Origin of the sequence: Streptomyces sp. NPDC021225 (assembly GCF_044332865.1) — a bacterium.
GTDB lineage: Bacteria > Actinomycetota > Actinomycetes > Streptomycetales > Streptomycetaceae > Streptomyces.
Map to the genome: position 1 here is coordinate 643424 of NZ_JBIRPV010000002.1, position 26731 is coordinate 670154.

General features: G+C 71.8%; 26 protein-coding genes and 2 tRNA genes. 16 read left to right on the top strand and 12 right to left on the bottom strand.

Translation table 11 applies throughout. The features are described from left to right. The first annotated feature begins 32 nt into the window (after positions 1-32). Positions 33-395, top strand: coding sequence for a WhiB family transcriptional regulator (locus tag ACH4S9_RS11025; RefSeq protein ID WP_043486847.1), 363 nt, complete (start codon positions 33-35; stop codon positions 393-395). After that, a complete protein-coding gene (locus tag ACH4S9_RS11030) occupies positions 392-700 on the top strand; it encodes a hypothetical protein (protein WP_311729740.1) in 309 nt (102 codons plus the stop codon). Before ACH4S9_RS11025 ends, ACH4S9_RS11030 begins: the two co-directional genes overlap by 4 nt. A gap of 71 nt (positions 701-771) precedes the next feature. Here the strand turns inward: ACH4S9_RS11030 and ACH4S9_RS11035 are convergent, their stop codons facing one another. Together ACH4S9_RS11035 and ACH4S9_RS11040 are read right to left on the bottom strand one after the other, a co-directional pair. Next, the gene (locus ACH4S9_RS11035; protein ID WP_398371201.1) at positions 772-2250 is read right to left on the bottom strand and encodes an ABC1 kinase family protein; all 1479 of its coding nucleotides are present in this window, start codon (positions 2248-2250) and stop codon (positions 772-774) included. Positions 2251-2326: 76 nt separating this feature from the next. Beyond that, entirely contained in the window at positions 2327-3469 is a 1143-nt protein-coding gene (locus tag ACH4S9_RS11040) for a ThiF family adenylyltransferase (RefSeq protein WP_398371824.1), read from the bottom strand. A gap of 189 nt (positions 3470-3658) precedes the next feature. Here ACH4S9_RS11040 and ACH4S9_RS11045 point away from each other — a divergent pair, with 189 nt between their 5' ends. The 4 genes from ACH4S9_RS11045 (at position 3659) to ACH4S9_RS11060 (ending at position 7497) form a co-directional block, all read left to right on the top strand. After that, entirely contained in the window at positions 3659-4273 is a 615-nt protein-coding gene (locus tag ACH4S9_RS11045) for a M48 family metallopeptidase (RefSeq protein WP_398371203.1), read from the top strand. A 107-nt stretch (positions 4274-4380) separates the two neighbouring features. Next, complete coding sequence (locus tag ACH4S9_RS11050) at positions 4381-6027, top strand: TerD family protein (protein ID WP_398371205.1); 1647 nt, start codon at positions 4381-4383, stop codon at positions 6025-6027. Between the two features lie 10 nt (positions 6028-6037). Beyond that, a complete protein-coding gene (locus ACH4S9_RS11055; protein WP_311729744.1) occupies positions 6038-6721 on the top strand; it encodes an AIM24 family protein in 684 nt (227 codons plus the stop codon). A gap of 17 nt (positions 6722-6738) precedes the next feature. Beyond that, the gene (locus tag ACH4S9_RS11060) at positions 6739-7497 is read left to right on the top strand and encodes an AIM24 family protein (RefSeq protein ID WP_361183317.1); all 759 of its coding nucleotides are present in this window, start codon (positions 6739-6741) and stop codon (positions 7495-7497) included. Positions 7498-7749: 252 nt separating this feature from the next. Here the strand turns inward: ACH4S9_RS11060 and ACH4S9_RS11065 are convergent, their stop codons facing one another. Together ACH4S9_RS11065 and ACH4S9_RS11070 are read right to left on the bottom strand one after the other, a co-directional pair. Next, entirely contained in the window at positions 7750-8277 is a 528-nt protein-coding gene (locus ACH4S9_RS11065; protein WP_358844477.1) for an NUDIX hydrolase, read from the bottom strand. Beyond that, entirely contained in the window at positions 8274-9728 is a 1455-nt protein-coding gene (locus ACH4S9_RS11070; protein ID WP_385348436.1) for a zinc-dependent metalloprotease, read from the bottom strand. Before ACH4S9_RS11070 ends, ACH4S9_RS11065 begins: the two co-directional genes overlap by 4 nt. A gap of 190 nt (positions 9729-9918) precedes the next feature. Here ACH4S9_RS11070 and ACH4S9_RS11075 point away from each other — a divergent pair, with 190 nt between their 5' ends. The 4 genes from ACH4S9_RS11075 to ACH4S9_RS11090 all read left to right on the top strand — a co-directional run bounded on the left by ACH4S9_RS11075 (position 9919) and on the right by ACH4S9_RS11090 (position 13123). Then, positions 9919-11052 (top strand): SDR family oxidoreductase, encoded by a 1134-nt coding sequence (locus ACH4S9_RS11075; protein WP_385348433.1) that lies wholly within the window; start codon positions 9919-9921, stop codon positions 11050-11052. Positions 11053-11117: 65 nt separating this feature from the next. Further along, a complete protein-coding gene (locus ACH4S9_RS11080; protein WP_311729749.1) occupies positions 11118-11585 on the top strand; it encodes a molybdenum cofactor biosynthesis protein MoaE in 468 nt (155 codons plus the stop codon). Between the two features lie 200 nt (positions 11586-11785). After that, positions 11786-11956 (top strand): hypothetical protein, encoded by a 171-nt coding sequence (locus tag ACH4S9_RS11085; protein WP_311729750.1) that lies wholly within the window; start codon positions 11786-11788, stop codon positions 11954-11956. A gap of 78 nt (positions 11957-12034) precedes the next feature. After that, the gene (locus ACH4S9_RS11090; protein WP_352129762.1) at positions 12035-13123 is read left to right on the top strand and encodes a PDZ domain-containing protein; all 1089 of its coding nucleotides are present in this window, start codon (positions 12035-12037) and stop codon (positions 13121-13123) included. 70 nt (positions 13124-13193) lie between these two features. On the opposite strand, the gene ACH4S9_RS11095 is transcribed toward ACH4S9_RS11090, so the two are convergent. Further along, positions 13194-13760 (bottom strand): PPA1309 family protein, encoded by a 567-nt coding sequence (locus tag ACH4S9_RS11095; RefSeq protein WP_311729752.1) that lies wholly within the window; start codon positions 13758-13760, stop codon positions 13194-13196. 132 nt (positions 13761-13892) lie between these two features. Between ACH4S9_RS11095 and ACH4S9_RS11100 the strand changes: the two genes are divergently transcribed. From ACH4S9_RS11100 to ACH4S9_RS11115, 4 genes are all read left to right on the top strand, one after another. Further along, complete coding sequence (locus ACH4S9_RS11100; protein WP_398371826.1) at positions 13893-16871, top strand: UPF0182 family protein; 2979 nt, start codon at positions 13893-13895, stop codon at positions 16869-16871. Between the two features lie 75 nt (positions 16872-16946). Then, positions 16947-17020, top strand: a tRNA-Met gene (locus tag ACH4S9_RS11105). A 182-nt stretch (positions 17021-17202) separates the two neighbouring features. Then, complete coding sequence (locus ACH4S9_RS11110) at positions 17203-18993, top strand: tetratricopeptide repeat protein (protein WP_385348426.1); 1791 nt, start codon at positions 17203-17205, stop codon at positions 18991-18993. Between the two features lie 109 nt (positions 18994-19102). Further along, positions 19103-19179: transfer RNA gene (locus ACH4S9_RS11115), tRNA-Met, on the top strand. Between the two features lie 79 nt (positions 19180-19258). On the opposite strand, the gene ACH4S9_RS11120 is transcribed toward ACH4S9_RS11115, so the two are convergent. From ACH4S9_RS11120 to hisN, 3 genes are all read right to left on the bottom strand, one after another. Beyond that, positions 19259-19675 carry a Fur family transcriptional regulator gene (locus ACH4S9_RS11120; protein WP_311729754.1) on the bottom strand — a complete coding sequence of 139 codons (417 nt, stop codon included), beginning with the start codon at positions 19673-19675 and terminating at the stop codon, positions 19259-19261. 115 nt (positions 19676-19790) lie between these two features. After that, positions 19791-20192, bottom strand: coding sequence for a CBS domain-containing protein (locus tag ACH4S9_RS11125; RefSeq protein WP_311729855.1), 402 nt, complete (start codon positions 20190-20192; stop codon positions 19791-19793). Between the two features lie 244 nt (positions 20193-20436). Further along, the gene (gene hisN / locus ACH4S9_RS11130; protein ID WP_311729755.1) at positions 20437-21231 is read right to left on the bottom strand and encodes a histidinol-phosphatase; all 795 of its coding nucleotides are present in this window, start codon (positions 21229-21231) and stop codon (positions 20437-20439) included. Between the two features lie 157 nt (positions 21232-21388). Between hisN and ACH4S9_RS11135 the strand changes: the two genes are divergently transcribed. Next, a complete protein-coding gene (locus ACH4S9_RS11135) occupies positions 21389-22012 on the top strand; it encodes a TetR family transcriptional regulator (RefSeq protein WP_358844473.1) in 624 nt (207 codons plus the stop codon). A 21-nt stretch (positions 22013-22033) separates the two neighbouring features. Here ACH4S9_RS11135 and ACH4S9_RS11140 read toward each other — a convergent pair whose 3' ends face one another. The 4 genes from ACH4S9_RS11140 to ACH4S9_RS11155 form a co-directional block, all read right to left on the bottom strand. Beyond that, positions 22034-22357, bottom strand: a complete 324-nt coding sequence (locus tag ACH4S9_RS11140; protein WP_311729757.1) for a multidrug efflux SMR transporter — start codon at positions 22355-22357, stop codon at positions 22034-22036. Positions 22358-22495: 138 nt separating this feature from the next. Next, positions 22496-23503 (bottom strand): ribosome small subunit-dependent GTPase A, encoded by a 1008-nt coding sequence (rsgA, locus tag ACH4S9_RS11145; RefSeq protein ID WP_385348421.1) that lies wholly within the window; start codon positions 23501-23503, stop codon positions 22496-22498. 12 nt (positions 23504-23515) lie between these two features. Further along, a complete protein-coding gene (gene aroA, locus ACH4S9_RS11150; protein ID WP_311729759.1) occupies positions 23516-24901 on the bottom strand; it encodes a 3-phosphoshikimate 1-carboxyvinyltransferase in 1386 nt (461 codons plus the stop codon). Between the two features lie 154 nt (positions 24902-25055). Then, the gene (locus ACH4S9_RS11155) at positions 25056-25769 is read right to left on the bottom strand and encodes a M50 family metallopeptidase (RefSeq protein WP_398371212.1); all 714 of its coding nucleotides are present in this window, start codon (positions 25767-25769) and stop codon (positions 25056-25058) included. Positions 25770-25888: 119 nt separating this feature from the next. Between ACH4S9_RS11155 and ACH4S9_RS11160 the strand changes: the two genes are divergently transcribed. Then, the gene (locus ACH4S9_RS11160; protein ID WP_385348414.1) at positions 25889-26722 is read left to right on the top strand and encodes an SOS response-associated peptidase; all 834 of its coding nucleotides are present in this window, start codon (positions 25889-25891) and stop codon (positions 26720-26722) included. Positions 26723-26731 lie beyond the last annotated feature (9 nt).

The following is a 26731-nucleotide window of genomic DNA, read 5'->3' on the forward strand; positions in this document are numbered from 1 at the left end:
AGCCGGACCGAAAAGACGAGGAACTGACGACCGTGCAACTCAAGGCACACACGCCGTCCGTAGCGACCGACCTGATCCCCCCGCCCGACCCTTCGGAGGACTCCTTGACCCCGCTTACCGCCCTCACCGAGTTGGATGAGGCCATCGAGAACCTCGGCGTGGCCGTGCCGTGCCGCTCCTACGACCCGGAAGTCTTCTTCGCCGAGTCCCCGGCCGACGTCGAGTACGCCAAGTCGCTCTGTCAGACCTGCCCGCTGCGTGAGGCCTGCCTCGCCGGGGCCAAGGACCGCCGTGAGCCCTGGGGGGTGTGGGGCGGCGAGCTCTTCGTCCAGGGCGTCGTCGTCGCCCGGAAGCGGCCGCGTGGTCGCCCGCGCAAGAACCCGGTCATGGCATGAACGCCACCGGCACCATCGATCGCCCAGCGACGCACGACCCGATGAAACAGGTCCCGATGACCCCGTCCGTCTCCGACACCTCAGCCCGCAACACTTCGGGTGCGACCGAGTCGCGCCAGAACAGGACCCGTGAAATGCAACTCATCCCAGAAGCCCTGGCCCGTGCGCATATGCGTGAACGACTGCACGAGGCCGAGTCTCAACGCAGGGCGCTCCGGCTCGCCGCGGCGCGGCGGATGCAGCGCCGTGCGGAGCGCGCCTCGCTCCGCGCCCGCCGCGCTCTGGCCGTGGCGGTCATGCAGTAACACAGGGGGATACGAAGGGGCCGGTCCGATCGGACCGGCCCCTTCGTCTGTCCGCCATGAGGGCGGACGCTTCAGGCAGATGCCTCAGCCGTCTTCCCGGGCACCTCAGCGACGATCTCCGACGAACCCTTGTCCGCTTCCTCCACCTCTGTGGCCTCGACGGCCTCGACCGTCTCGGGTGCCTCTGCTGCTTCTTCTGTGTATTCCTCGTCCCGCTCGGCGAAGCCGGGCACCCAGTCCTCCAGCTCATTGCGCAGCCGCACCTCCGCGCCCAGCTGGCACAGCACCCCGATCGTGCTCAGGCACACCCGGTGGATCAGCAGATAGGCGGGCGGCAGATTGAGCTGGTTGCCCAGCTCATAGACCGGGGAGCGACGATCGGCCACCCGCGCCGCCTGGCGGCGCAGCCACTGGCGGTCGAAGGTGAACTCCTCCACCTGGGCCGGCTCCAGCATGGGCAGCAGGAAGTCCAGCAGCGCCTCCGGGTCGAGCTCGATGGCCGGCTTGACGAACCCCTCGCCGCGCAGCAGGTCATAGACCCCCTGGGCATCGCCCTCCAGCGCCATCCGCAGGGCGATGCCGATGGGCTCGGGAAGCCCGCCCGGGAGCCGGTCCATCGAACCGAAGTCCAGCACCCCCAGCTTCCACTTCTCCGGCGGACCATCCGGGGCGTCACCGGTCAGCAGCCGGAAGTTGCCCGGGTGCGGGTCGGCGTGCAGCAGCCCGGTGCGGGAGGCGCCCGAGAACAGGAAGCGCGCGAGCAGCTGTCCGGCCCGGTTCCGCTCCTCGGGCGTGCCCTCGGCTATCACCTCGGAGAGCGGTATGCCGTCCAGCCATTCCGTGATCAGCACCTGGTCGCTCTGGTGCACCACCTGCGGGACCACCACATCCGGATCTTCCGCGTACTCCTCGGCGTGGATGCGCTGAGAGTCGGCCTCCAGCTCGTAGTCCAGCTCCTCCGCCACCCGCTCGCGCAGCTCGGCGATGAGCGGCTTGACATCCAGGCCCGGCACCAACGGCCCCAAGACTCGGGCAAATCGGCTCAATTGGTTCAAGTCGGATATCAGTGCCTCGCCCGCGCCCGGGTACTGCACCTTGACCGCGACCGTGCGCCCGTCGTGCCACACCGCCCGGTGCACCTGCCCGATCGAGGCGGACGCCGCGGGCTTGTCGTCGAACTCGGCGAACAGTTCGCGCCACTCCGGGCCCAGCCGCTGCTCCAGCGCGCCGTGCACCGTGCGGGTCGGCATGGGTGGCGCCGCCTCCTGGAGCTTGGTCAGCGCCGCCCGATAGGGCTTGGCTATCTCTTCCGGCAGCGCCGACTCGAAGACCGACATGGCCTGGCCGAGCTTCATCGCACCGCCCTTGAGCTCGCCGAGCACCTTGAACATCTGCTCCGCGGTGCGCTGTTGCACCTCTCGCGCGACGATCTCCGCCGGCCGTCCCCCTATCCGCTTCCCCAGACCCCAGGTGGCGCGCCCGGCGAACCCCAAGGGCAGCGTCGCCAGCTTGGCGGTACGGGTGATCGCCTTGCGCGGCAGATCGGACATGCGCCCCTCCAACTACAGCTGAGCCATTCCCGGGAGGTGGCCCCCGGGCCCCCGTCGCCCACTTGGCGGACGCCGGTCACCCGGACATTGTCGCGTGCGGGTCCTCGGCAACCGAGGCATATACCGCATCAGTCCGCTCCGCCGCACCGCAGCCGCATTCCGCATGGGGCTCGATCCGCCGCATGTCCCAGGTGAGAGCCGGTAGCGCCGCCTCCAACCGGGCTCCGGCGGCGGCCGGCAGCCGCCCGTCCAGAAAACCCAGCGCATGCACGGCCGTGACCCCCGCGACCACCGTGGCCAACGCGGTGTCGCAGGCCCAGGTGGGCCGGCGGCGGCCGGACCGCCACTGCGCCAGCATCCTCGGCCAGGCCGGCTCCCGCTCGGCCCGCCCCGCCGCGACGCACCCCGCACACGGGGTGATCCCCGGGCACACCAGCGGCCCCACCACCCCCGTCGCCTCCAGCACCCCCGCGTACAGATGAGGTGTCCCCGAGGCCAGCAGCGGCTCGGCCTCCGCCGGATCCGGTGCATAGGCCGCGAGCCCGTCGCGCGGGGCGAACACCACCAGGCTCAGCCCCGGCTCGCCCGAGGGCATCGGGCCCGCCGACGGCCGGCGCGGCATCGGCCCCGGCGCGGACCGCCGCACCAGGCCGCGCGCCGCCGCGTCCCGCCGCTCGCCGATCCGCTCGGGCGGCAGCCCGCCGGGCATCACATCCCACGGCTCGACACAGCCGCCGTCCACCACATCGACCCGCCCGACCCCCGAGGCCGACAGCAGCGCCGCCACCGCCGCCCCGACCCGGCCCGCGCCCCTCACCTGCACACGCATCGCACCGCGCGCGGCCAGCAGCCGCGCCCCGGCCCCCGGCTCGGGACACAGCACCGACAGCGCCGCCAGATCGGGCCGCAGCCGATCGAGGGCCGCCCCGCGGCCCCAGGCCGCGGCCGCCCGCTCACCGCCCTCCACCGGATCGTCGAGCAGACCGGCCGCCGCCAGCCGCTCCACCAGTGCGTCGGCCCGCCCCTCCGGCAACCCCAGGGCCCTGGCCTCCTCCCGCAGCAGCGGCAGCCCGCGCGTGCCGTCCAGCAGCTCCAGAAAGCTGCCCGTCGCCGTGTCCAGCGGCCCCACCACCACCGCATGGGCCCGGGCCACCCCGAACTGCACGGTGTCCCGGCTTCGCCAGCCGCGCCGCAGCGCGGGCTTGAGCATCGGATGCATCGCCACCCCCGTGGTCACAGTCCCCGTCTCCGAACTGCACCCAGCTTGCGCGACCCCGCCACGCCGCCGCCGAAAGTTGTCCACAGCCCCGGGGGATAGTCGTACAAGCGATGACCACGGTGGAGTGGTTCGTCCGGCGACCCGGTGCGCGGCGGGACTTCCCCGGCTGCCAGCGGGTAACGTCAAGGGGTGTCTGCCGACCGTTCCCCCCACCTCGCCGGGGAGACTTCTTCGCACAGCGCCGCCAGGACGCGCGGCGCCCAGAGCCCGCCCGGCCGGGGCCCGGGCGCGGTCGAGGTCCGCCGGAGCACACGGCGGCGCAGAACGGTCTCGGCGTACCGCGAGGGCGACCGCACCATCGTCCTGATCCCCGCCCGCATGTCCGAGGCGGAGGAGCAGCGCTGGGTCGGGGTGATGCTCGACAAGCTCGCCGCACAGGAGAGCAAGCGGATGCTCGGCGACACGGAGCTCGCGGACCGCGCCGAGTGGCTGTCCGAGCAGTACCTGGCGGGGCGGGCCCGCCCCGCCAGCGTCCGCTGGGTCACCAACCAGAACACCCGCTGGGGGTCGTGCACCCCGTCCGAGGGCAGCATCCGGCTCTCGCACCGCCTCCAGGGGATGCCGGAGTACGTGGTGGACTACGTCCTCGTCCACGAGCTGGCCCATCTGCTGGTGCCCGGCCACGGCCGGCGCTTCTGGCAGCTGCTGGAGTCGTATCCGCGGACCGAGCGGGCGCGGGGGTATCTGGAGGGCGTGGTGGCCGCAGGAAGACTGCCGCACCTCCCCCCGGCCCCGGCCGAGTAGTCACCGGAACCACACGTCGCTCCCCGGCGTCGCTCCTTCTCGGCGGCAGCGGTTAGCCTGGCGCGCAATGCATTCTCCGCTATCGGGATGGGGGACGGTCGTTACGTATGGCCAGGGAATTCCAACGCGGCCACAAGGCCAAGCTCAGTGATCTGACCGCGGGGAGGGATCTGTATGTCGGTGTGCAGATCGCCGGGCCCGGCCTGACCTTCGACATCACCTGCTTCGGCCTCGACGCCGACGAGCGGCTCTCCGACGACCGCTACTTCATCTTCTTCAACCAGCCCAAGTCCCCCGAGGAAGCGATCCAGCAGCTCGGGGCGCAGGCCGGCGACGCCGAGTCGTTCCGCGTCACCCTCGACAGCATCCCGGCCCACATCCACAAGCTCTCCTTCACCGCCACCATCGACGGCGCGGGCCAGATGTCCCAGGTCGGCCCCGGTTACATCCGGGTCGTCGCGGGCGGCGAGGAGGTCGTCCGCTACTCCTTCACCGGCGCGGAGTTCAGCACCGAACGCGCCGTGATGCTCGGTGACTTCTACCTCAAGGACGTGTGGCGGTTCGCCGCGGTGGGCCAGGGCTTCGACGGCGGCCTCGACGCGCTCCTCAAGAACTTCGGCGGCGAGGTCGCCGAGGAGGAGCCCGCCCCCGCCCAGGGCGCGGCCCCCGGCTTCGCGCCGCCCGGCCAGGCCGCCCCCGCGCCGGGGTTCGCGCCCCCGGCCGCCGCGCCGCAGCCCGCCCCGGACTTCGGCCCGCCGCAGCCCGCACCGCAGGCCCCGCAGCCCGCGCCCGCGCAGGGCTTCGCGCCGCCGCCCGGCAGCACGCCCCCTCCGGTGGCCCCCAACCCGCCGCAGATGCACGCGGCACCGACCATCGCCGCGCCGATCGTGCCCCCCGGCCAGGTGCCGCCGCCCGGCCAGGTGCCGCCCCCGGGCCAGCCCGCGCCGTACCCCGGCCAGCCGCAGTTCGGCCAGCCCCCGGGCCAGATGCCCCCGGCCCCCGCCCCGTACGGCCAGCCCGCCCAGCCCGCCCCGTACCCCGGCCAACCCGCGCCGTACGGCCAGCCGGCCCAGCCGCAGGGCGGCGGCGCCGCCCCCGGCGTCCAGGCCGCGCTCGCCAAGTACCGCGAGGCGCCCACCGGCCAGCGCTGGACGCCGCAGAACCCCCGGCTCATCCGGGCCGACCTCGGGGTCGGCGGCCAGCCGATCCTGGCCCGCCAGGGCTCGATGGTGCTCTACCAGGGCAAGGTCGACTTCAGCTACAAGGGCGCCGGCTTCCGCGGCCGGATCACGGGCAACGCGACCGGCCAGGAGATGCAGCTGATGCGCTGCACCGGCCAGGGCCAGGTCTTCCTCGCCGAGGATGCCGCCGAACTCCACCCCATCGAGCTCCAGGGCGACGCGATCTGCGTGTCCGCCGAGAGCGTGCTGGCCTTCGACGAGGGGCTGCACCACGAGGTGCGCCGGATCGAGGGCCACGGGATCCCCGGCGGGGCGCTGTTCACCATGCAGTTCCAGGGCACCGGGACCGTCGTCGTGAAGACCCTGGGCACGCCCGTCGTGCTGCCGGTCACCCCCACGACCTTCGCCGACGCCAACGCCGTCGTCGCCTGGTCCGCCGCCTCACAGGTGATCATCTCCAGCCAGGTGCGGCTGCGCCGCAACGCCTACCCCGGCCACAGCGGGGAGACCGTGAACCTCCAGTTCCGCGGTGCGCCCGGCAACTTCATCGTCGTCCAGCCCTACGAGGTCTAAAGGGACCGCCATGGACCAGCAACTGATCAACGGTTACGCGCCGGCCCCGGTCTCCGCCCGGATGGAGAACCACGGCAGCAGCATGCTCAAGGTCGCCATGCAGAGCGGCCAGGACCTCTTCGCCCGCACCGGCTCGATGGTCGCGTACGAGGGCTTCATCCAGTACGAGCCCAACCCGCCCGCGGTGCGCCAGATGGCCTCCCAGTGGTTCACCGGGGAGGGCGCCCCGCTCATGAAGTGCAGCGGCGACGGCCTGCTCTATCTCGCCGACTACGGCGCGGACGTCGTGTGCGTCAACCTCAACGGCGACTCGCTGTCGGTGAACGGGACCAATCTGCTTGCCTTCGACGCCCACCTCCAGTGGGGCGTCGAGCGGGTCAAGGGGATCGCCAAGTTCGCCGGGCAGGGCCTGTTCAACGTGGGCGTCTCCGGCACCGGCTGGGTCGCCCTGACCTCCCGGGGCACCCCCATCGTGGTCGACTGCGGCCGCGGCGAGGACGAGACCTATGTGGACCCGGACGCACTTGTGGCCTGGTCCACCAATCTCAAGGTGAAGGGGAAGCGCAGCTTCAAGGCGTCGTCCCTGATCGGCCGGGGCAGCGGCGAGGCCTACCAGCTCGGCTTCTCCGGGCAGGGCTTCGTCGTCGTCCAGCCCAGCGAGGACAGCACTGACCGGCTCCGGGCGCGGGGCTGAGGGGGAGCGAAGACACCATGCAGAGCCCGCTTTTCGGCTTCACCGAGGCCCAGACCCAGGACCGCTACGCGCTTCAGAACCCGCAGCTGCTGCGGGTCGCCCTCAACGGCCATGAGGACGTACTGGCCCGCAAGGGCGCCATGGTCGCCTACCAGGGGCTGATCGAGTTCGACGGCGAATACCAGACGCAGGGGCAGCAGCGCGCCCGGGCCCGCACCGGCGAGGCGCTGGACCTGATGCGCTGCTCCGGCCAGGGCACCGTCTACCTGGCCAACCTCGCGCAGCACATCCACGTCCTGGATGTGGACCACGAGGGGCTGACCGTCGACAGCGCCTATGTGCTCGCGCTCGACTCCACCCTGCACTGGGAGTCGATCGCGGTGGACAGCCAGTACGGCATCTCCGGCTCGGGGAAGTACAACCTCAACATCTCCGGCCGCGGCAAGGTGGCCCTGATGACCTCGGGCCAGCCGCTGATGATGCAGGTCACCCCCGACAAGTACGTCAATGTGGACGCGGACGCCATCGTCGCCTGGTCCACCTCGCTGCGGGTCCAGATGCAGGCCCAGACGCACTCCAGCGGAGTGTGGCGGCGCCGTGGCAACACGGGGGAGGGCTGGGAGCTCAGCTTCCTCGGCCAGGGCTATGCGCTGGTGCAGCCCAGCGAGCTGCTGCCGCCGCAGGACGCGACGATCGGCGGCGGGGCGGCCGCCCAGTTCGGCATGGGCCAGCAGGGCGCCCGTGGGCAGAACCAGGGCAACATCTTCAGCAACTGACGGCCACCGACGGCCGCTGATGTCGGCCGACGGCAGTCGACGCCCCGGGTGTGGCGGCCCGGGGCCCGCCGTACCCGCGCGCTTCCCTTACGACCTGGGGCGCCATAGGGAGCGGCGTCGCGACGTCCAGCACGGCCGCTCGCGGCGTTACCGAAATGCCCAAGTAGCTCCGCTACGAGGACCTTCCGGTGCCTTGCGATCGACCGCACCGGACGCCGCTCCTTGGCCCACTCCCTATGGCGCCCCAGGTCGTTACACCAGCGCGCGGGTACGGGCCACCAGGCGGTGCACCGACTCGTCGGCCACGCCCGCCACCTCGTCATAGCCGAACCAGCGCAGATCCAGCGACTCCTCGCTGATCGCCGCGACCGCGCCCCGCGGGGCCAGCGCCGCGTACTGCACATCCAGGTGCCAGGCGCACGGGGTCCGATGGCGGTCGAGACGCACCGGGCCGCCCGGCAGCAGCGTCAGCCCCTCGATCCCGGACTCCTCGGTGGCCTCGCGCAGCGCCGCGCCCGCCAGGGTGGCGTCCTCGGGCTCGCAGTGGCCGCCCATCTGGAGCCACATCTTCAGTTTGCGGTGCAGCGTCAGCAGGACCCGCTCCTGGGACGGGTCGATCACCAGCGCGCTGGCCGTGATGTGCCCGTCCTGGCAGGCCTTCCACATGCCGTCCGGATACGCGGCCAGATGGTCGCCGTAGTCCTGCCGCAGCCGGTCCTGCGCGGCGTCCGGCGCGGGCCACTCGCGCAGCACGCGCGCCGCGTCCTGGTGCAGACTCACCGGCCGCTCTCGCCCTTGCCGCCGCTGCCCTTGTCGCCGTCGTCCTCGCCGTCCTGGGCGCCGCCGGCCTGCTGAGGGCCGCCGGTGCCCTTCTCGCCGCCCGCGGCCTCGCCGAGCATCTTGTCCAGCTCGGAGAAGTCCAGCTGCTCGCGGTGGACGAAGCCGTCCGGGTCGTCCAGGTCCTCGGCCGTCGGCAGCATGTCGGGGTGCGCCCACAGCCCGTCGCGCCCGTCCACACCGCGGGCGTCGGTCAGCGAGGCCCACAGCCGCGAGGCGTCGCGCAGCCGGCGCGGCCGCAGCTCCAGGCCGATCAGCGTGGCGAAGGTCTGCTCGGCGGGGCCGCCGCTCGCCCGGCGCCGCCGCAGCGTCTCGCGCAGGGCGTCGGCCGACGGCAGATGGGGCGCCGCGGCGGCGTGCACCACCGCGTCCACCCAGCCCTCGACGAGCGCCAGGGCGGTCTCCAGACGCGCCAGCGCGGCCTTCTGGGCCGGGGTGTCCTCCGGCTGGAACATGCCCTGCTGGAGCGCCTCCTGCAGCTGCTCCGGGTGGGTCGGGTCGAGCTGGCCGACCGCGTCCTCCAGCTTCGCGGTGTCAACCTTGATCCCGCGGGCGTACCCCTCGACCGCGCCGAACAGATGCGAGCGCAGCCACGGCACATGCGAGAACAGCCGCTGGTGGGCGGCCTCGCGCAGCGCCAGGTACAGCCGGACCTCCTCCTCGGGGACGCCGAGCCCGGAGCCGAACGCCGCGATGTTGATCGGGAGCAGCGCCGCCTTGCCCACGGGCCCCAGGGGCAGCCCGATGTCCGTGGAGCCGACGACCTCGCCGGCCAGCACGCCCACCGCCTGCCCGATCTGGGTGCCGAACATCGCGCCACCCATGGAGCGCATCATCCCGAGCAGCGGGCCGGCCATGGCCTGCATCTCCTCGGGGAGCACATCGCCCATGGCGGCGCCGACCCGCTCGGCGACCGGGTCCACCAGGTCCTTCCACACCGGCAGGGTGGCCTCGACCCACTCGGCGCGGCTCCAGGCCAGCGCGGCGCCCGAGCCGGAGGGCAGCGACGTGACGCCGTCCAGCCACAGGTCGGCCAGGCGGAGGGCCTCCTGGACCGCGGCGCGCTCGGCCGGGCCGACGCTCGAGTCCTTGGTGCCGTCCGCCGTGCCGCGCGCCACCGTCTGCCGCGCGATGTCCTTGGCCATGTCCCAGTTCACCGGGCCGCCCTCATAGGAGAGCATCTGGCCCAGCTGCTGGAAGGCCGCGCCCAGGTCGCTCGGGTTCAGCGACCCGAACATCGCGGCGAACGGATTCTCACCGCCGCCACCGCCCGCGCCGAACCCGAACGGATTCGCGGGGCCCTGACTGCCGCCGTGGCCGCCCTTCTTCTTGCCGTCGTCGCCGTCATCCGGCTCCTCCGGCGGGAGGCCGAATCCGAATGGGGTGTCACTCACGGGTTCCCTCGGCTCGTAGGGCCGCCGGCCCGGGCCGGCGGCGAATGCCTTGCATCACCACCCAGCCTAGACACCTCGCCGGTTTGCGGGCTCAGTGCTTCGCTGATAGCGGGCCTGCGGCAGGATGGACGTCACCTGGTACGTATGCGTCAGTGCGCTGCGTACTGAAGACAACCGCTGGAGACGCCCGGTGAGTTCCCCAGACCGAGAAGTTCGCGCCGCTGACCGAGAAATTCGCGCAGCGCGAAACGATACGCCGCGCACCGCGCGACGCCCCGTCGTCGCGGTCACCGGCGCCGCGTCGGGCGCCGGAGCCCTGCTCACGCAGCGGCTCGCCGAATCCGACGAGATCAAGCACGTCCTGGCCATCGACGAGCGCCGCGGCGAGGTGACCGAGGCGCAGTGGCATGTCCTGGACGTGCGTGACCCGGCCATCGCCGAGAAGCTGCGGGGCGCCGACGTCGTCGTCCACCTCGCCGTCGACCTCGACCTGGGCACCGATCCGGCCGCCCGTACGGCCTACAACGTGCGCGGCACCCAGACCGTCCTGACCGCCGCCGCGGCCGCCGGGGTGCGCCGCGTGGTGCTGTGCACCTCCGCGATGGTCTACGGGGCGCTGCCCGACAACGACGTGCCGCTCGCCGAGGACGCGGAGCTGCGCGCCACGGCAGAGGCCACCGGCGTCGGGGACCTGCTGGAGATCGAGCGGCTCGCCCAGCGCGCGCCCAGGGCCCACCCCGGGCTGAACGTCACCGTCGTACGCCCCGCCATCCTGGTCGGCGGCACGGACACCGCGCTCACCCGCTACTTCGAGTCGCCGCGCCTCCTGGTGGTCGCCGGATCCCGGCCCACCTGGCAGTTCTGCCATGTCGAGGACCTGGTCGAGGCGCTGGAGTACGCCGCCCTGGAGAAGGTCGAGGGTGAGCTGGCGGTCGGCTGCGACGGGTGGCTGGAGCAGGAGGAGATCGAGGAGCTGTCGGGCATCCGGCGCATGGAGCTGCCCTCCGCGGTCGCCCTGGGCGCGGCCTCCCGGCTGCACCGGCTCGGCCTGACCCCGTCCCCGGCGGGCGACCTGGCGTACACCATGCACCCCTGGGCGGTCAGCGGCAGCAGGCTGCACGAGGCGGGCTGGCGCCCGCGGTGGACCAATGAGGAGGTTCTTGCCGAGCTGCTGGAGGAGGTCTCCGGGCGCCACACGGTCGCCGGGCGGCGGCTCGGCCGCAAGGACGCCGCCACGACGCTGGGCGCCGCCGGCGCGACGGTGGCCCTGGTGGGCACCGCGGCGATCGTCCGCCGCGCCCGTAGGGCACGCCGCAGGGCCTGAGCGGAAACCATGTTCCGCCATCCGGCAAGATCCGGCATTCCGTGGAGTGAGTGCGGTGGGGCACGATGGGGCGCATGGGACGTAGGTACGACCATCCGGGCGAGCTCGCGGCCGCCGATCCGATCCGCCTGCTCGCGATCCGTGACACCCCCCTGTCCGTCGACGAGGTGTTCGGGGCGGTCGGCGACGCCGCCGCGGGGGGCACCGCGCTGTTCGTCGGCACAGTGCGCGACCACGACGGAGGCGCTGACGTGGGCGCACTCGGCTACTCAGCCCACCCGTCCGCCGAGGCGGAGCTGCGCCGGGTGGCCGAGAAGGTCGCGGCGGACTTCCCGGTGCGGGCGCTCGCGGCGGTGCACCGGGTCGGGGACCTCGCGATCGGGGACCTGGCCGTGGTCGTGGCCGTGGCCTGCCCGCACCGGGCCGAGGCCTTCGCGGCCTGCCGCCGGCTGATCGACGACCTCAAGAGCGAGGTCCCCATCTGGAAGCACCAGACCTTCAGCGACGGCACAGACGAATGGGTGGGCGCGTAGCGCCTCGTTGAGGGGTGGTGGTCGGGTGACGGGAGGGCGGGTGGGCGCGTAAGGGGCGCTTAGGGCGGGCGGGTGGAGGTGTACCGCTGAAGGATGTACTCCGGTTGCGTAACCCGCACCCTGCCCCGAGCGTTGACATGGCGGAGGATTAATCTGCTCATCTGTCAGTCGCGGTTGTGTCATGGGGATGGGAGGCCGCTATGAGTGTGCTTCTGTGGTTGCTCATTCCGGTTCTTGCCGCACTGGCTGCCGTGCTCTATACGGGCTGGGCCTCACGCACCCGCAAGACCGGGGACGTTGCCGAGCTCGCCGGGTACGCGCGGTTCCGTGAGGCGATGGAACGCGCACATTCCGATTCGGACGCCGCCTAGTCGTCGCCGCCCTCGGCCGTCGGCTCGTACGGACGGCCCGGGCGGTGCACTGACGGGCGTGTCCCGTACTGTCGTTCCATGCCACGCCGCACCGCGACGATGCTCGCTTCCCTCCTGATGCTGATCGCGCTGCTGTGCGCCGGGCTGCTGATCCCGGTGCCGTACTCCGAGATGTCGCCGGGGCCGACCTACAACACTCTGGGGTCGCACGAGGGCGAGTGCGTGCTTCAGATCTCCGGCCAGAAGGGCTGTGAGACCACCGGCGGGCATCTGAACATGACGACGGTGCGCGTCACCGGCTCCGAGTACAAGATGAACCTCGTGGAGGCCGTCTACGGCTGGCTGGCCCATGACGAAGTGGTGGTGCCGCACAGCACGCTCTACCCGGACGACAAGACGGCGGACGAGGTGAACCAGGAGAACGCGGAGGAGTTCACCCAGTCCCAGGAGAGCGCGAAGGTGGCGGCGCTCAGGCAGCTGGGCAAGAAGGTCAAGGCCCACGTCATCGTGGCCCGCGTGGAGCGGGACAAGCCGGCCCAGGGCAAGCTGCACGCGGGCGATGTGATCAAGGAGGTGGACGGCTCGCCGGTGCGCAGCGCTGAGGACGTCGCCAAGCTGATCACCAAGCACAAGCCCGGCGAGAAGGTGGTCTTCACGGTCGTCCCGGCCAAGGACGCGGCCGCGGCGGAGAAGCAGAACAAGGAGGCCACGCGCCGCGAGTCGGTCACCGTCACCACCGAGAAGGCGAAGGACGGACGGGCGATCGTCGGCATCGGGCCCGGAGTCGACTACACCTTCCCGCTGAAGATCGACATCAAGCTGGCCGACGTGGGCGGGCCGAGCGCCGGGCTGATGTTCGCGCTGGGCATCGTGGACCGGCTGTCGCCGGGGGACCTGACCGGCGGCAAGTTCATCGCGGGCACGGGCACCATCGACGACATGGGCACCGTCGGCCCGATCGGCGGGATCCAGATGAAGACCATCGGCGCGCGGAAGGCGGGCGCGGAGTACTTCCTCACGCCCCAGGAGAACTGCGCGGCGGCCGCCGCGGACAAGCCCGGCGGCCTCACGCTGGTGAAGGTGCACACTCTCGACGGGGCGATGAAGGCCCTGAAGCAGATCCGCGCGGGGGACACCGCCGCACTGCCCAAGTGCGCCAAGGGCTGAGCCCGGGCGGGGGCTGAGCGGAGGCCCCGCAGGCCCCCGCAGCCCCGGCCCGCCGCGGCCCCCGCCGCCGTCAGTCGGCGAAGGTGGCGGACAGCGCCTCGGCCAGCCCCGGCACCAGGTCGGCGCCGGTGAGCACGTCGGTGGGCGAGTCCTTCTCGCGCAGCCGCACCGCCGCCTCGCGCGACCCGTCCCGCAGCACCGCGACCGTCATGCGGACCTCCTGGCGGTCCGGATGCTTCGCGACCCAGGCGGCGAGCTGCTTCTCGCTCAGGTTCTGGGGCACGGAGTCCTCGGCGGACGGCGGCAGCATCAGGCGCTCGACGGTGAGTGCGCAGCCGACCACCGCGTCGGGCCAGGCGATGGTGGCCAGGAACTCGTCCAAGGGGGTGCCAGCGGGCAGCTCGTCCTGCTCGATGGGGGTGAGGGTGGCGGCCTCCGTGGTGTCGGTCTCCTCGTCGAGCCCGAGCTGGGCGGCCAGGCCGGGCTCCTGTTCGCGCAGCCGCGCGGTGTCGACGAGGGCGAAGAGGCGGGCCGGGCGGTCCCAGCCGAGCCCGGCGGCGTACTCGTCGATCTCGAGGACGGCACGGGTCAGCGGATTGGCGGCCAGGGGCCCGGAGGGAGGGGGAACGTTCGACATGGGTCATATCGTGCCCTGATCGGACCCGGAAACGGGAACTGAGTAAAGCCTGGGTAAGTTGCTCCATTGGGTCCTACTGCCCGGACCCGCTAGTCGACAGCGAACTTCGAGGTGCACACCTTGGCTTTCCAGATGCCGGACCGCGGCGGAGGCCCGACGGGGCCGCGGATCAGAGTCGGCCGACCGTCCCGGCGAGTCCGGACCCTGCTCATGACCCTGGGTGTGCTGGCCGTGCTGGCCATGCTCTTCGTCATGTTCGCGGGGTATTGGACCGACTGGCTCTGGTACCGCTCGGTCCATTACTCCTCGGTCTTCACCACCACCCTGTGGACCAAGATCGGTCTGTTCTTCGTCTTCGGCCTGCTGATGTCCCTGGCCGTCGGCGTCAACATCTGGCTGGCGCACCGGCTGCGGCCGCCGCTGAGCGCGATGTCGCTGGAGCAGCAGAGCCTGGACCGCTACCGCATGGGCATCGCGCCCTACAAGAAGTGGGTGCTGCTGGCGATCACCGTGGTGGTCGGGCTGATCGCGGGAGCTTCCGCGTCCAGCCAGTGGCGTACCTGGCTGCTGTGGGTCAACGGCGTGCCGTTCCACCAGTACGACCCGCAGTTCCACTTGGACGTCAAGTTCTACGCCTTCGACCTGCCCTGGTACCGCTTCCTGCTGAGCTTCGGCTTCGCGGCGACGGTGCTCTCGCTGGTCGCCGCCGCGCTGGTGCACTACCTCTACGGAGGCCTGCGCGTCACCAGCCCGGGCGCCCGCGCGACCGGCGCGGCCACCGGCCATCTGTCGGTGCTGCTGGGCATCTTCGTCAGCCTCAAGGCCGTGGCGTACTGGCTCGACCGGTACGGGCTTGCGGTGAAGTCGAGCGACTTCAAGTCGTCCAGCAACTGGACCGGTCTGCGCTATGTGGACGCCCACGCCTATCTGCCCGCGAAGACGATCCTCTTCTGCATCGCGGCGATCTGCGCCGTGCTGTTCTTCGCGACGCTGTGGCGGCGCACCTGGCAGCTGCCCGTCATCGGCTTCGGCCTGATGGTGCTGTCGGCGATCCTGATCGGCGGGCTCTACCCGGCGATCGTGCAGAAGTTCCAGGTCCAGCCCAATGAGCAGGCCAAGGAAACGCCGTACATCAAGAAGAACATCGAGGCCACGCGCAAGGCGTACGGCATCGACGGCTCCGACGTGCGGGACTACGAGGGCGAGGCGCCCAAGGACGCGGACCGCAAGCAGCTGCGCGCCGACGCCGACGCCACGGCCAGCCTGCGGCTGCTCGACCCGAATGTGGTCTCCCCGACCTTCCAGCAGCTCCAGCAGGTCAAGGACTACTACGGCTTCCCGTCCACCCTGGACGTGGACCGTTACAAGACCCCGGACGGCAAGGACCAGGACACCGTCATCGGGCTGCGCGAGCTGAACGTGAGCGGTATCCCCGAGCACAACTGGATCAACGACCACTTCAAGTACACCCATGGGTACGGCGCGGTCGCGGCCAAGGGCACCACGACGTCCCAGACGCGGCGCGGCGCTCCGGACTTCATCGAGGAGGACCTGCCGTCCAAGGGTCAGCTCCCGAAGTACGAGCAGCGCATCTACTACGGCGAGAAGACCACCCAGTACTCGATCGTCGGCGGTCCGCAGAAGGAGCTGGACTACTCCAGCGACAAGGGTGAGAAGACCTACCGGTACCAGGGCGACAGCGGCGTCAAGCTGTCCAACCCGATCACCCGCGCCGCGTACGCGCTGACCTTCAGTGAGCCCCAGATCCTGTACTCCGGGGCCATAGGGGACGGTTCGCGGATCCTCTACAACCGCACGCCCAAGGAGCGCGTCGAGGCGGTCGCCCCGTGGCTGACCATCGACGGCGACGCCTATCCGGCGGTGGTCGACGGCCGGGTCAAGTGGATAGTGGACGCCTACACGACGACGGACGGCTATCCGTACGCGTCGCGTACGACACTCGGCGACACGACGGCCGACTCGCTCAACGACCACGACGGCGAGCGGTCGGTGGTCGCGCAGCAGAACAAGGTCAACTACATCCGGAACTCGGTCAAGGCGACCGTCGACGCGTACGACGGCAAGGTCACGCTGTACGAGTGGGACACCAAGGACCCGGTGCTGAAGACGTGGAAGAAGGCGTTCCCGGGCACGGTCAAGCCGAAGAGCGCGATCAGCTCCAGCCTGATGGAGCATCTGCGCTATCCGCAGGACCTGTTCAAGGTGCAGCGCGAGCTGCTCACCCGCTACCACGTCACCGACCCCGTGACGTTCTACAGCGGCAGTGAGGTGTGGCAGGTCCCGGACGACCCGACCAACAAGGGCACCTCGGTACCGCCGTACTACCTGAGCATGAAGATGCCGGACCAGAAGGAGCAGACCTTCTCGCTGACGACGACGCTCACGCCCAAGGGCCGGGACAACCTCGGTGCCTTCGTGGCGGTGGACGCGGATTCGGAGAGCAGCGGCTACGGCAAGATCAGAATCCTGAAACTGCCGTCCAACACCGGTGTGGCCGGTCCACAGTTGGTGCAGTCCAAATTCAACTCCGATGACAAGATCGCCGAAACGCTCAACATTCTCAAGCGGGGCGATTCGGATATCGAGTACGGCAATCTGCTCACCGTTCCGCTCGGCGGTGGCCTGCTGTACGTCGAGCCGGTCTATCTGCGAGGCGCCGGTACGGACCTTCCGCTGCTGCGGCAGGTGCTGGTCAGCTACGGGGACAAGACCGCCTTCGAGAGCTCGCTCAGCAAGGCGCTGGACGTGGTCTTCGGTCAGAGCGAACCGTCCGACTCCTCGAGTGGCCAGGACGGCGGCGGTGGCGGTGGCGACACCTCCAAGCCGCCGGCGGCCGGTAACGCCACGGTCGAGCAGGCCCTGAAGGACGCCCAGAAGGCGTACGAGCAGGCCCAGGAGGCGCTCAAGAAGGACCCGCAGGACTGGGAGGCCTACGGCAAGGCCCAGCAGGACCTCAAGGACGCGCTGGACCGGGCCGCCAAGGCCGAGGAGAAGGCGGCCGAGAAGAAGGGCCAGAGCCAGGACGGCGGACAGCAGGACCAGAAGCAGGGTCAGTCCGCCGACGACAAGGCGAGACGGGAAGACGCCTGAGCTGACGCCCCGGCCGCTCGGGTGAATATCCGGGCGGCCGCCACCCCGCGCCGTGGTAACCTTGAGAAACAACGGCGCGGGGTGGAGCAGCTCGGTAGCTCGCTGGGCTCATAACCCAGAGGTCGCAGGTTCAAATCCTGTCCCCGCTACTGACAGACAAGGCCCGGATCCGAAAGGATCCGGGCCTTGTCGTGTGTCCGCCGGACGTCTACCCAAGGAATCGCGATACAAGCGTTTGGGTTGTCTCTCTGTGGGCATGTCGACAAAACGCTGAAGTGACCTCATCGGCTGCGGTATACCAAGGTGTACCCGGGTTGCAGGTGATGCCACGATGGAATTTATGGGGGACAGGGTCAGTCTGTTGGAGACAGGGCGTTTTGCGCACACTCACGACGATGCCGAGGAGGAGGCCCGGCACCGCCGGGCCGCCGAGTCCGGCGACATCGCGTCGATGAGCGCCCTGGGTGCGCTGCTGCTGCGCCGCGGCGACCTCGACGGTGCCGAGGCGCATCTGCGCGGGGCCACCGCCGCGGGCGACCGGGCCGCTGCCAACAACCTCGGTGTCCTTCTCCATCAGCGCGGCTACGCGGACGAGGCGGCAGGCTGGTGGCGCATCGCCGCCGTCGCCGGGTCCGCCGCCGCGGCCCACGCCCTCGGCCGCCACCACCGTGAGCGCGGGGACGAGCCCGCCGCCGAGTACTGGCTGCGCCAGTCCGCCGAGTCCGGCCACGCCCTGGGCGCTTACGCCCTCGGCGACCTGCTGGAGCACCGCAGCGACATCGGCGCCGAGCACTGGTTCCGGTCCGCCGCGGAGCGCGGCCACCGCGAGGCCTCGTACCGCCTCGCCCGCATCCTCGACAAGCGCGAGGACGAGGCCGTCAGAGGCCGCGCCGGTCCCGGCGCCGAGTCGGAGGCCGAGAAGTGGTACCGGCAGGCCGCCGCGCGCGGCCACCGCCGTGCCGCGCTCCACCTGGGCACGCTCCTGGAGAAGCGCGGCGAGATCCAGGAGGCGGGCCGCTGGTACCTGACGTCCGCCAAGGACGGCGAGGCCCGCGCCGCCTGCGCGCTCGGCTTCCTGCTGCGTGACGCGGGCGACACCGACAGCGCCGCCGTCTGGTGGCACCGCGCCGCCCAGGACGGCGACGGCAACGCGGCCAACGCGCTGGGCGCCCTGCACGCCGACCGCGGCGAGACCCAGACCGCCGAGCGCTGGTACCGCACCGCCCTGGACGCCGGGGACATCAACGGCGCGTACAACCTCGGGCTGCTCTGCGCCGAGCAGGGCCGCGCCGCGCAGGCCGAGCAGTGGTACCGCCGCGCCGCCTACGCGGGGCACCGCGAGGCCGCCAACGCGGTGGCCGTCATGCTGCTCCAGCGCTCCGACGCGGCCGGCGCCGAGCCGTGGTTCTCCAAGGCCGCCGAGGCCGGGAGCGTGGACGCCGCGTTCAACCTGGGCATCCTGTACGCCGGGCGGGGCGAGGAGCGGGCCGCCCACCAGTGGTACGAGCGGGCCGCCGCCGCCGGGCACACCGATGCCGCGCTCCAGGTCGGCATCGTCCTGCTGCGCGAGGGCGACGGCCGCGAGGCCGAGCGCCATCTGCGCTGCGCGGCCGGGGGCGGCAGCGCCGAGGCCGCCTTCCGGCTGGGCGCGCTCCTGGACCGGCCGTCCGCCGACGGGGGCGCGCCCCGCGGGTCCCTCGGCCGGGCCGAGACGGAGCCCGCCGTGCCCGAGTACGAGGAGTGGTACGAGCGCGCCGCCCGGCAGGGCCACCGGCGCGCGCAGGTGCGCATGGGCATGCTCGCGGCCGGCCGGGGCGATGTGGTGGAGGCCGCCCGCTGGTACCGCGAGGCCGCCGAGGCCGGCAGCAGCAACGGCGCGTTCAACCTGGGCCTGCTCCTCGCCCGCGAGGGCAGCGAGCCCGAGGCCGCCCTGTGGTGGACCCGCGCCGCCCAAGCGGGCCACGGCCGCGCCGCGCTGCGTCTGGCCCTCCTGGCCGCCCGCCGGGGGGCGCTCTCCGAGGGCCAGCGGTGGTGCGCCCGGGCGGTCGAGCTGGGCCCCGCGGAGGTCGCCGAGCGCGCGGCGCGGCTGCGGGACGCCCTCCAGCAGGAGCTCACGGCGTAGCCCCGCCTTCCCCGGCCCCCTCCTCCTTCCCGCGCCCCTTCCCGCTGATCGCTCTCTGCTCGCGATTTGCCCTGGCCGTCGCCCTGTGGTTAATATTTCGACACACCGACGCGGGGTGGAGCAGCTCGGTAGCTCGCTGGGCTCATAACCCAGAGGTCGCAGGTTCAAATCCTGTCCCCGCTACCAAGGCGAAGGGCCCGGATCCTCAAGGATCCGGGCCCTTCGTGTCGCGCCCGTGCGTCCGGGACCGGGCGGTCGCCTGGGGTCAGGCGGCCACGCAGTCGGGGCAGAGTCCGCGGTAGGTGACCTCGGCCGCCGAGACCGCGAAGCCGAAGCGCTCCTCCGAGGGGAGGTCGGCCAGCGGGTCGCCGGAGGGGTGGACGTCGCGGATGGTGCCGCACCGCGCGCACACCAGGTGCTGGTGGGCGTGGTGGGCGTTCGGGTCGTACCGCTTGGCCCGGCCGTCCGTGCTGACCTCGATCACCTCGCCGAGCGAAACCAACTCCCCGAGGGTGTTGTATACGGTCGCGCGCGAGATCTCGGGCAGACGCCCGGCTGCGAGGGCGTGAACCTCATCGGCGGTGTAGTGCACATGGTCCCCGTCGAGGACCTCGGCGACGACGCGCCGCTGTGCCGTCAACCGCCAGCCGCGTCCCCGGAGTCGTTCCAGCAGGTCACTCATGCCATTCACCTATCAGTCAGATAAGGCAAGGGTAGCAGTGGGCGCGTCCATGACCAGATCTGTTATCACTCTGAAGGCATTATTGAGTTAGACGTTGTCCAGGGTGGGCTTCGTCTCAGCCTGCCAGTGCCGGTGCCGGCCGCCGTGCGCCGGTCCAGCAGCGGATGATGTCGCGCACCGACACCACGCCCACGGGGTCGCCCGCGTCCAGGACGATCAGATGGCGGAAGCCGCCGTGGGACATCGCGCGCGCCGCCTCGTCGAGCGTCCACTGGGGCGCGGCGAAGACGACGTCGGAGGTGGTGTGGGCGTGGGCCGGCTCATGGTCCGGGTCCTGGCCCGCTCCCAGTGAGTTGAGGACGTCGCGCTCGGTCAGGATGCCGAGCCCGCTGGTGTCGGGGTCCAGCACGATCGCCGAGCCGACGCATCGCGCGGACATCAACCGGGCGGCCTGGCGCAGGGTGTGGGTGGGGCCGATGGTGAGCACCACGGAACTCATGGCGTCGCGGACGAGCATGGGTGGGGACATGGTCGTCGCCTCCTCCTTGGCGAATCCTTACTGCGGGGGGTTGAACGGCTGCGCGGGTGAACGATTGCGGGGGTGAGCGAAACCGCGGCGACTGCACAAGTTCACAAGCGCGCGGATTCACATGTTCACATGGGGGCGCGGGCGTCAACAAGGGGCGTGCGGAAGCCGATCTACCGCCTGGTGCGCCCCCGCGCTCCGGGATGTACGAGCCGGTCCGGGCCCGCCAGCGGCCCTAGCCGCCCAGATAGTTCAGCAGTTCGCCGTGCAACAGGCCGTTCGATGCCGCCGCGTCACCGCTGAGCACCCCCGGCACCCCGTCGAGTCCCGTGAAGCGGCCGCCCGCCTCCTGAACGATGACCGCGTTCGCCGCCATGTCCCACAGTGACAACTCCGGCTCGGCGCAGATGTCCACCGACCCCTCGGCGACCATCATGTACGGCCAGAAGTCGCCATAGCCGCGCGTCCGCCAGCAGGCCCGCGTCAGATCGAGGAAGCCGTTCAGCCTGCCGCGCTCCTCCCAGCCACTGAGCGAGGAGTACGCGAACGACGCGTCCTCCAGCCGCGACACCTGCGAAACCCCCAGCCGGGTCGCGGACGACAGGCTCCGGCCGGTGTACGCCCCCAGCCCCTCGGCCGCCCACCAGCGGCGGCCGAGCGCGGGCGCCGACACCACCCCGACGACCGGCCGGTCGCCGCCCTGGCCGCGCTCCATGAGCGCGATCAGTGTGGCCCAGACGGGCACCCCGCGCACATAGTTCTTGGTGCCGTCGATCGGGTCCACGATCCAGCGGCGCGGACCGCTGCCCTCGCTGCCGAACTCCTCACCCAGCACCGCGTCCCGCGGCCGGGCGCGCTGGAGCGAGCTGCGGATCAGTTCCTCGGCCGCCTTGTCGGCCTCGCTGACCGGCGTCATATCAGGTTTCGTCTCGACCTTGAGGTCGAGCGCCTTGAATCGCTCCATGGTGGTGGCGTCGGCGGCATCGGCGAGTACATGGGCGAGACGCAGGTCATCGTGGTAGTCGGGCATGGCCGAACAGTATCGATACGGATTCGGCCGATCCACACGACGACGGCCGGACGGGGGGCGCCCGGGGCGTACGCCGTGGCCATTGACATCACCTGGCGGTGCGTCAATTCTGTCCGCACGTGCCGCTGAAGAGGGACGCATGGCCTGGGAGGCGACGATGCCCGCAGCACGTGAATCCTTGCTCGACGCGGCCTTCACCGCGCTCGCCGACCGCCCGTGGGCGTTGATCCGCATGGTCGATGTGGCGTTGGCGGCCGGGGTCTCGCGGCAGACGCTCTACAACGAGTTCGGCAGCAAGGACGGCCTCGCGCGCGCTCTGGTGCGCCGGGAGGCGGAGGCGTATCTGACCGGCGTCGAGCGGGCGCTGTCCGGAGCGTCCGGCGCCGCCGGCCCGGACGAGCGGCTGGCGGCCGCGGTGGTCTGGACCCTGCGGGTGGCGGCCGCGAACCCTCTGGTGCGGGCGGTGCTCACCGGCTGCTGGAGCGAACGGCTGCCCTCGCCCGCGCACGCGGGGGCGGGAGCCGGTACCGGTGCCGGTGCCGCTCCGGTGAGGCCGTCGTGGCGCCCGGACCGCCCGGACGATCCGCTGCCCTCGCCCGTCGAGGTCCTGGCCCAGATCAGGGACCGCGCGGTGCGCCTGCTGGCGGGCGACTGGCCGCAGGGCGCGGCGGCGGACCTCGGCCGGGCCTGCGAGACGGCGGCGCGCCTGGCGCTGTCGTACGTGGTCGCGCCCGTGTCGGAGGAGGAGGCGGAGAGCGCGGTACGCGGCGTCCTGGCCTAGGCCGGCACTTTCGCCACGGCCCTAGTGGGCCGAGCCGGAGAGCTGGAGTCCTATCACGCCGGCGATCACCAGCGTGATGGAGATGATCTTGAGCGTGGAGACCAGGTCACCGAGGAAGACCATGCCGTAGATCGCCGTTCCGGCCGCCCCGATGCCCGTCCACACCGCGTACGCCGGGCCCACGTCCAGCTTCTTCAGAGAGAGCGTCAGCAGGCCGAAGCTGCCCAGCGCGAAGGCGCAGAAGGCGATGGTCGGCCAGAGTCTGGTGAAGCCGTGCGAGAGTTTGAGACAGACGGCGAAGCCGGTTTCGAGTAGCCCGGCGACCACGACCAGCAGCCACGCCATACAAGTCCTCCCGCGCCGGTGTCGGCTGCTTCCGCCTCGCTCGCCTGGAGCCGATCTCGCGATCTGGATCGGCCCGGTGTGATTATCCAGTTACCTCCCATGTGATGGGGGGTGGCAAACGTCGCGCGGGCGGGCGGATCAGTCGCCCTCGCGCCGCTCCCGTGTGGCCAGCAGCCGCCGCAGGGAGTAGAGCCGGGCCGGGTCGGCGTGGCCGTCGGCGACCCACTGGTCCAGCGCGCAGTCCGGCTCGTCGTGGCTACAGGCCCGCGGGCAGCCCTCGGTGCCGGGCTCCAGGTCCGGGAAGGCCTGGATGACCCGCGCGGGGTCGACGTGGTGCAGCCCGAAGGACCGTACGCCCGGGGTGTCGATGACCCATCCGTCGTCGCCGGGCAGCGGCAGCGCGAGCGCGGAGGTGGTGGTGTGGCGGCCGCGGCCGGTCACCGCGTTGACCCGGCCCGTGGCCCGCTTGCGCTCCGGCACCAGGGCGTTGACCAGGGTGGTCTTGCCGACGCCCGAGTGCCCGACGAAGACCGTGACCTGGTCCGCAAGCCGCGCGCGCACCCGGTCGGCCGCGGCGCCGTCGGTCAACTCCTCGCGGTTGGTGACGACATAGGGGATGCCGAGCGGCTCGTAGGTCTCCAGGAGCGGGGCCGCCGGAGCCAGGTCGGACTTGGTGAGGACCAGCAGCGGGGAAAGACCGGCGTCGAAGGCGGCGACCAGACAGCGGTCGATCAGCCGCGGGCGCGGCTCCGGATCGGCGAGCGCGGTGACGATCGCCAGCTGGTCGGCGTTGGCCACGACCACTCGCTCGAACGGGTCGTCGTCATCGGCGGTACGGCGCAGCACCGACGAGCGCTCCTCGACCCGCACGATCCGCGCGAGGGTGTCCTTGGCCCCCGACAGATCCCCGACGACCGCGACCCTGTCCCCGACCACCACGCCCTTGCGGCCCAGCTCGCGGGCCTTCATGGCGATGATCGTGCGGTCCTCGACCAGGACGGTCAGCCGGCCGCGGTCGATGGTCAGCACAAACCCCTCGGCGGCGTCCGCGTGCTTGGGGCGGATGCTGGTGCGGGGCCGGTTGCCCTTGCGGTTGGGGCGGACCCGGACGTCGTCCTCGTCGGTGTGCTTGCCGTAGCGGCGCATGGCGGGGGCGCCTCAGGCTCTCCGCGCCGGGGCCGTCGCCGCGTCGAGCATGCCGCTCCACAGGCCGGGGAAGTCGGGCAGGGTCTTGGCCGTGGTGGCCACGTTCTCGATCCGCACGCCCTCGACGACCAGGCCGATGACCGCGCCCGCGGTGGCCAGCCGGTGGTCCTCGTAGGTGTGGAAGACCCCGCCGTGCAGCGGGCGCGGGCGGATCCGCAGCCCGTCGGCGGTCTCGGTGACATCGCCGCCCAGCTCGTTGATCTCCTTGGCCAGGGCCGCGAGCCGGTCGGTCTCGTGCAGCCGCAGATGCGCGATGCCGCTCAGCGTGGACTCGGAGTCGGCCAGCGCCGCCACCGCCGCGATCACCGGGGTGAGCTCGCCCACCTCGTGCAGATCGGCGTCGATGCCGGTGATCCGGCCGGTGCCGGTGAAGGTCAGCCCGGCTTCGGTGAGCTCGCAGGAGCCGCCCATGTCGGTGAAGATCCGGCGCAGCGAGTCGCCGGGCTGGGTGGTGCGCTCCGGCCAGTCCGGGATCGTCACCCGGCCGCCGGTGACCAGGGCGGCCGCCAGGAACGGCGCCGCGTTGGACAGATCGGGCTCGACCACCAGGTCGCGGCCCAGCAGCGCGCTGGGCGACACCCGCCAGACGTTCGGCTCGCCGCCCGCCTCCGGGGCGTCCACGGCCGCGCCCGCGGCCCGCAGCATGTCGACGGTCATCCGGATGTGCGGCAGCGAGGGCAGCGCGGCGCCCACATGGCGCACCTCGACGCCCTGGTTGAAGCGCGGCGCGGACAGCAGCAGCGCGCTGACGAACTGCGACGAGGAGGAGGCGTCGATGCGCACCGGGCCGCCGTCCAGCGCCCCGCCGCCGTGCACGGTCATGGGCAGCGAGCCGCGGCCGTCGTCGTCGATCCGGGCGCCGAGCGCGCGCAGCGCGTCGATCACGCCGTGCAGCGGACGCTCGTGCGAGCGCTTGTCGCCGTCGAACCGGACCGGGCCGTCGGCCAGCGCCGCGACCGGCGGCAGAAAGCGCATCACGGTGCCGGCGTTGCCGACGTCCACGGTGGCCGGGCCGTGCAGCCCCGCCGGGATGACCCGCCAGGCCTCGCCGCCGCCCGCGGAGCCCGGCGCGCCGTGGGAGCCGGGGGAATAGTCGGGGACCGTCTCCTCGATGCCCACGCCCAGGGCGCGCAGCGCCTCGGCCATCAGGAGGGTGTCGCGGGAGCGCAGCGGGCGGCGCAGCCAGCCGGGCTCGGCGGCGAGCGCCGCCAGGATCAGGCCGCGGTTGGTGACCGACTTGGATCCGGGCACGGTGACGGTCGCGTCGACCGCTCTGTCGGCGAGCGGAGCGGGCCAGAGGGCGGAGTGCGCGCCCGAAGAGGTCTCAATGCCGGTCATGGCTCTCACTTTAGTGGCTCGCCGAGAGTGAGATTCCTGATCAAAAGTGGCGAAACCCAGTCGAAACACGCCGCTGGTATGAACAGCTCGCGGTTGGCTCGGGGCCGGGTCGGGGCCGGCTCGCGGCCAGGTCGAGGACCGGCGGGACCTCGGTTCACACCCCCAGCAGCCAGCGGCCGCCGCCGATCAGCGAGGTCAGCGAGACCACGTGGAAGAGCAGCAGCCAGACCGTGGCCGGCACATTGGTCAGCCGGGCCAGCTGATCGGGGTCGGAGTCGTGCGCCCCCGAGTAGCGGCGCTTGCGCTGAAGTTCGAACGGGGGGCGTACGCCGCCGAGGAGCAGAAACCAGACCACGCCGTACGCGAAGGCCGCCTGGACGTCCGGCTCGGTCAGCCAGGAGACCAGGAAGAAGGCGGCCCCGGAGAGGACCACGGTGAGCACGCCGTACGCGTTGCGGATCATGACCAGCATCGCGGCCAGCAGCGCCGTCGTCCCCCACAGCAGCGCGGTGATGTGGCCCGCGGCCAGCAGCCACGCGCCCGCCAGGCCGAGCAGGGACGGCGCGGTGTATCCGGCGGCCGCGGTGAGGATCATGCCGAGGCCGGTGGGCTTGCCGCGCGAGACGGTCAGCCCCGAGGTGTCCGAGTGCAGACGTATCCCGTCCAGCCGCCGCCCGCTGACCAGCGCCACCAGGCCGTGGCCGCCCTCGTGGGCGATGGTGATGGCGTTGCGGGCGATCCGCCAGGCGATCTGGGAGACGACCGCCGAGAGCGCGATGAGCCCGGTGGCGGCGACCAGCCAGGGGGTGGGGTCCGGCTGGGTGCCGACGACGCGGTCCCACAGATCGGCGGCGTTCGTGCTGTCCATGCGCGGGAGGCTCCTCGCGTCCGAGTTCGGTGCTTCTTCTGTTCTGTACGTTCTTCTTGGTCGCGCGGTTTCGACGGCCCGGCGTCACCGGCCCCGGGCGTCGTGGCAGTGTGGCACCTATGTGCGGTCGATACGCAGCGAGCCGGAAGCCCGAGGACCTCGTGGGCCTCTTCGCGGTGCAGAAGTGGGAGCCGGAGGAGACGCTGGCCCCGGACTGGAACGTCGCGCCCACCAAGGACGTGTACGCGGTTCTGGAACGCCCTCTGAAGGACGCCGACGAGCCGGGCCCGGTCCGCCAGCTGAGAGCGCTGAAGTGGGGACTGGTCCCGTCCTGGGCCAAGTCGCCGGACACCGGCGTGAAGATGATCAACGCGCGGGCGGAGACGGTCCACGAGAAGCCCTCGTACCGCCGCCCCTTCGCCTCGCGCCGCTGTCTGCTGCCCGCCGACGGCTACTACGAGTGGGTCACCGCACCGGCGGAGCGGCAGCTGGAGGAGCAGGGGAAGCGCAAGCGGCCGCGCAAGCAGCCGTACTTCGTGACCCCGGTGGACGGCTCGGTGATGGCCATGGCCGGGCTGTACGAGTTCTGGCGGGACCGGACGCTGCCGGACGACCATCCGCGGGCCTGGTGGGTGACCTGCACGGTCATCACGACCGAGGCGGAGAAGGAGCCGTTCCCGCTGCTGGGCGAGGGCGGCGACGACGCCGGCGCGGGGCCGCGGTCGCTCGCCGACATCCACCCGCGGATGCCGCTCGTGCTCACCGAGGACCGCTGGGCGGACTGGCTCGACCCCTCCCACACCGACCCCGACGAGCTGCGCCCGCTGCTCGCCCCGCCGCCCGCGGGGCTGCTGCGCGCCTACCCGGTCGCCACGGCCGTGAGTGACGTTCGCAACAACGGGCCGGAGCTGGTGGCCGAGCTGGAGGCCCCCGAGGCGGGCACGCTCTTCTGAGCCGCGTTC

Coding starts and splice junctions, on each gene's coding strand:
- ACH4S9_RS11030 (WP_311729740.1), top strand. CDS start 392: ATGAACGCCACCGGCACCATCGATCGCCCAGCGACGCACGACCCGATG.
- ACH4S9_RS11035 (WP_398371201.1), bottom strand. CDS start 2,250: ATGTCCGATCTGCCGCGCAAGGCGATCACCCGTACCGCCAAGCTGGCG.
- ACH4S9_RS11040 (WP_398371824.1), bottom strand. CDS start 3,469: ATGCATCCGATGCTCAAGCCCGCGCTGCGGCGCGGCTGGCGAAGCCGG.
- ACH4S9_RS11050 (WP_398371205.1), top strand. CDS start 4,381: ATGGCCAGGGAATTCCAACGCGGCCACAAGGCCAAGCTCAGTGATCTG.
- ACH4S9_RS11055 (WP_311729744.1), top strand. CDS start 6,038: ATGGACCAGCAACTGATCAACGGTTACGCGCCGGCCCCGGTCTCCGCC.
- ACH4S9_RS11060 (WP_361183317.1), top strand. CDS start 6,739: ATGCAGAGCCCGCTTTTCGGCTTCACCGAGGCCCAGACCCAGGACCGC.
- ACH4S9_RS11080 (WP_311729749.1), top strand. CDS start 11,118: ATGGGGCGCATGGGACGTAGGTACGACCATCCGGGCGAGCTCGCGGCC.
- ACH4S9_RS11085 (WP_311729750.1), top strand. CDS start 11,786: ATGAGTGTGCTTCTGTGGTTGCTCATTCCGGTTCTTGCCGCACTGGCT.
- ACH4S9_RS11090 (WP_352129762.1), top strand. CDS start 12,035: ATGCCACGCCGCACCGCGACGATGCTCGCTTCCCTCCTGATGCTGATC.
- ACH4S9_RS11095 (WP_311729752.1), bottom strand. CDS start 13,760: ATGTCGAACGTTCCCCCTCCCTCCGGGCCCCTGGCCGCCAATCCGCTG.
- ACH4S9_RS11100 (WP_398371826.1), top strand. CDS start 13,893: ATGCCGGACCGCGGCGGAGGCCCGACGGGGCCGCGGATCAGAGTCGGC.
- ACH4S9_RS11110 (WP_385348426.1), top strand. CDS start 17,203: ATGGAATTTATGGGGGACAGGGTCAGTCTGTTGGAGACAGGGCGTTTT.
- ACH4S9_RS11120 (WP_311729754.1), bottom strand. CDS start 19,675: ATGAGTGACCTGCTGGAACGACTCCGGGGACGCGGCTGGCGGTTGACG.
- ACH4S9_RS11125 (WP_311729855.1), bottom strand. CDS start 20,192: ATGCTCGTCCGCGACGCCATGAGTTCCGTGGTGCTCACCATCGGCCCC.
- hisN (WP_311729755.1), bottom strand. CDS start 21,231: ATGCCCGACTACCACGATGACCTGCGTCTCGCCCATGTACTCGCCGAT.
- ACH4S9_RS11135 (WP_358844473.1), top strand. CDS start 21,389: ATGCCCGCAGCACGTGAATCCTTGCTCGACGCGGCCTTCACCGCGCTC.
- ACH4S9_RS11140 (WP_311729757.1), bottom strand. CDS start 22,357: ATGGCGTGGCTGCTGGTCGTGGTCGCCGGGCTACTCGAAACCGGCTTC.
- rsgA (WP_385348421.1), bottom strand. CDS start 23,503: ATGCGCCGCTACGGCAAGCACACCGACGAGGACGACGTCCGGGTCCGC.
- aroA (WP_311729759.1), bottom strand. CDS start 24,901: ATGACCGGCATTGAGACCTCTTCGGGCGCGCACTCCGCCCTCTGGCCC.
- ACH4S9_RS11155 (WP_398371212.1), bottom strand. CDS start 25,769: ATGGACAGCACGAACGCCGCCGATCTGTGGGACCGCGTCGTCGGCACC.
- ACH4S9_RS11160 (WP_385348414.1), top strand. CDS start 25,889: ATGTGCGGTCGATACGCAGCGAGCCGGAAGCCCGAGGACCTCGTGGGC.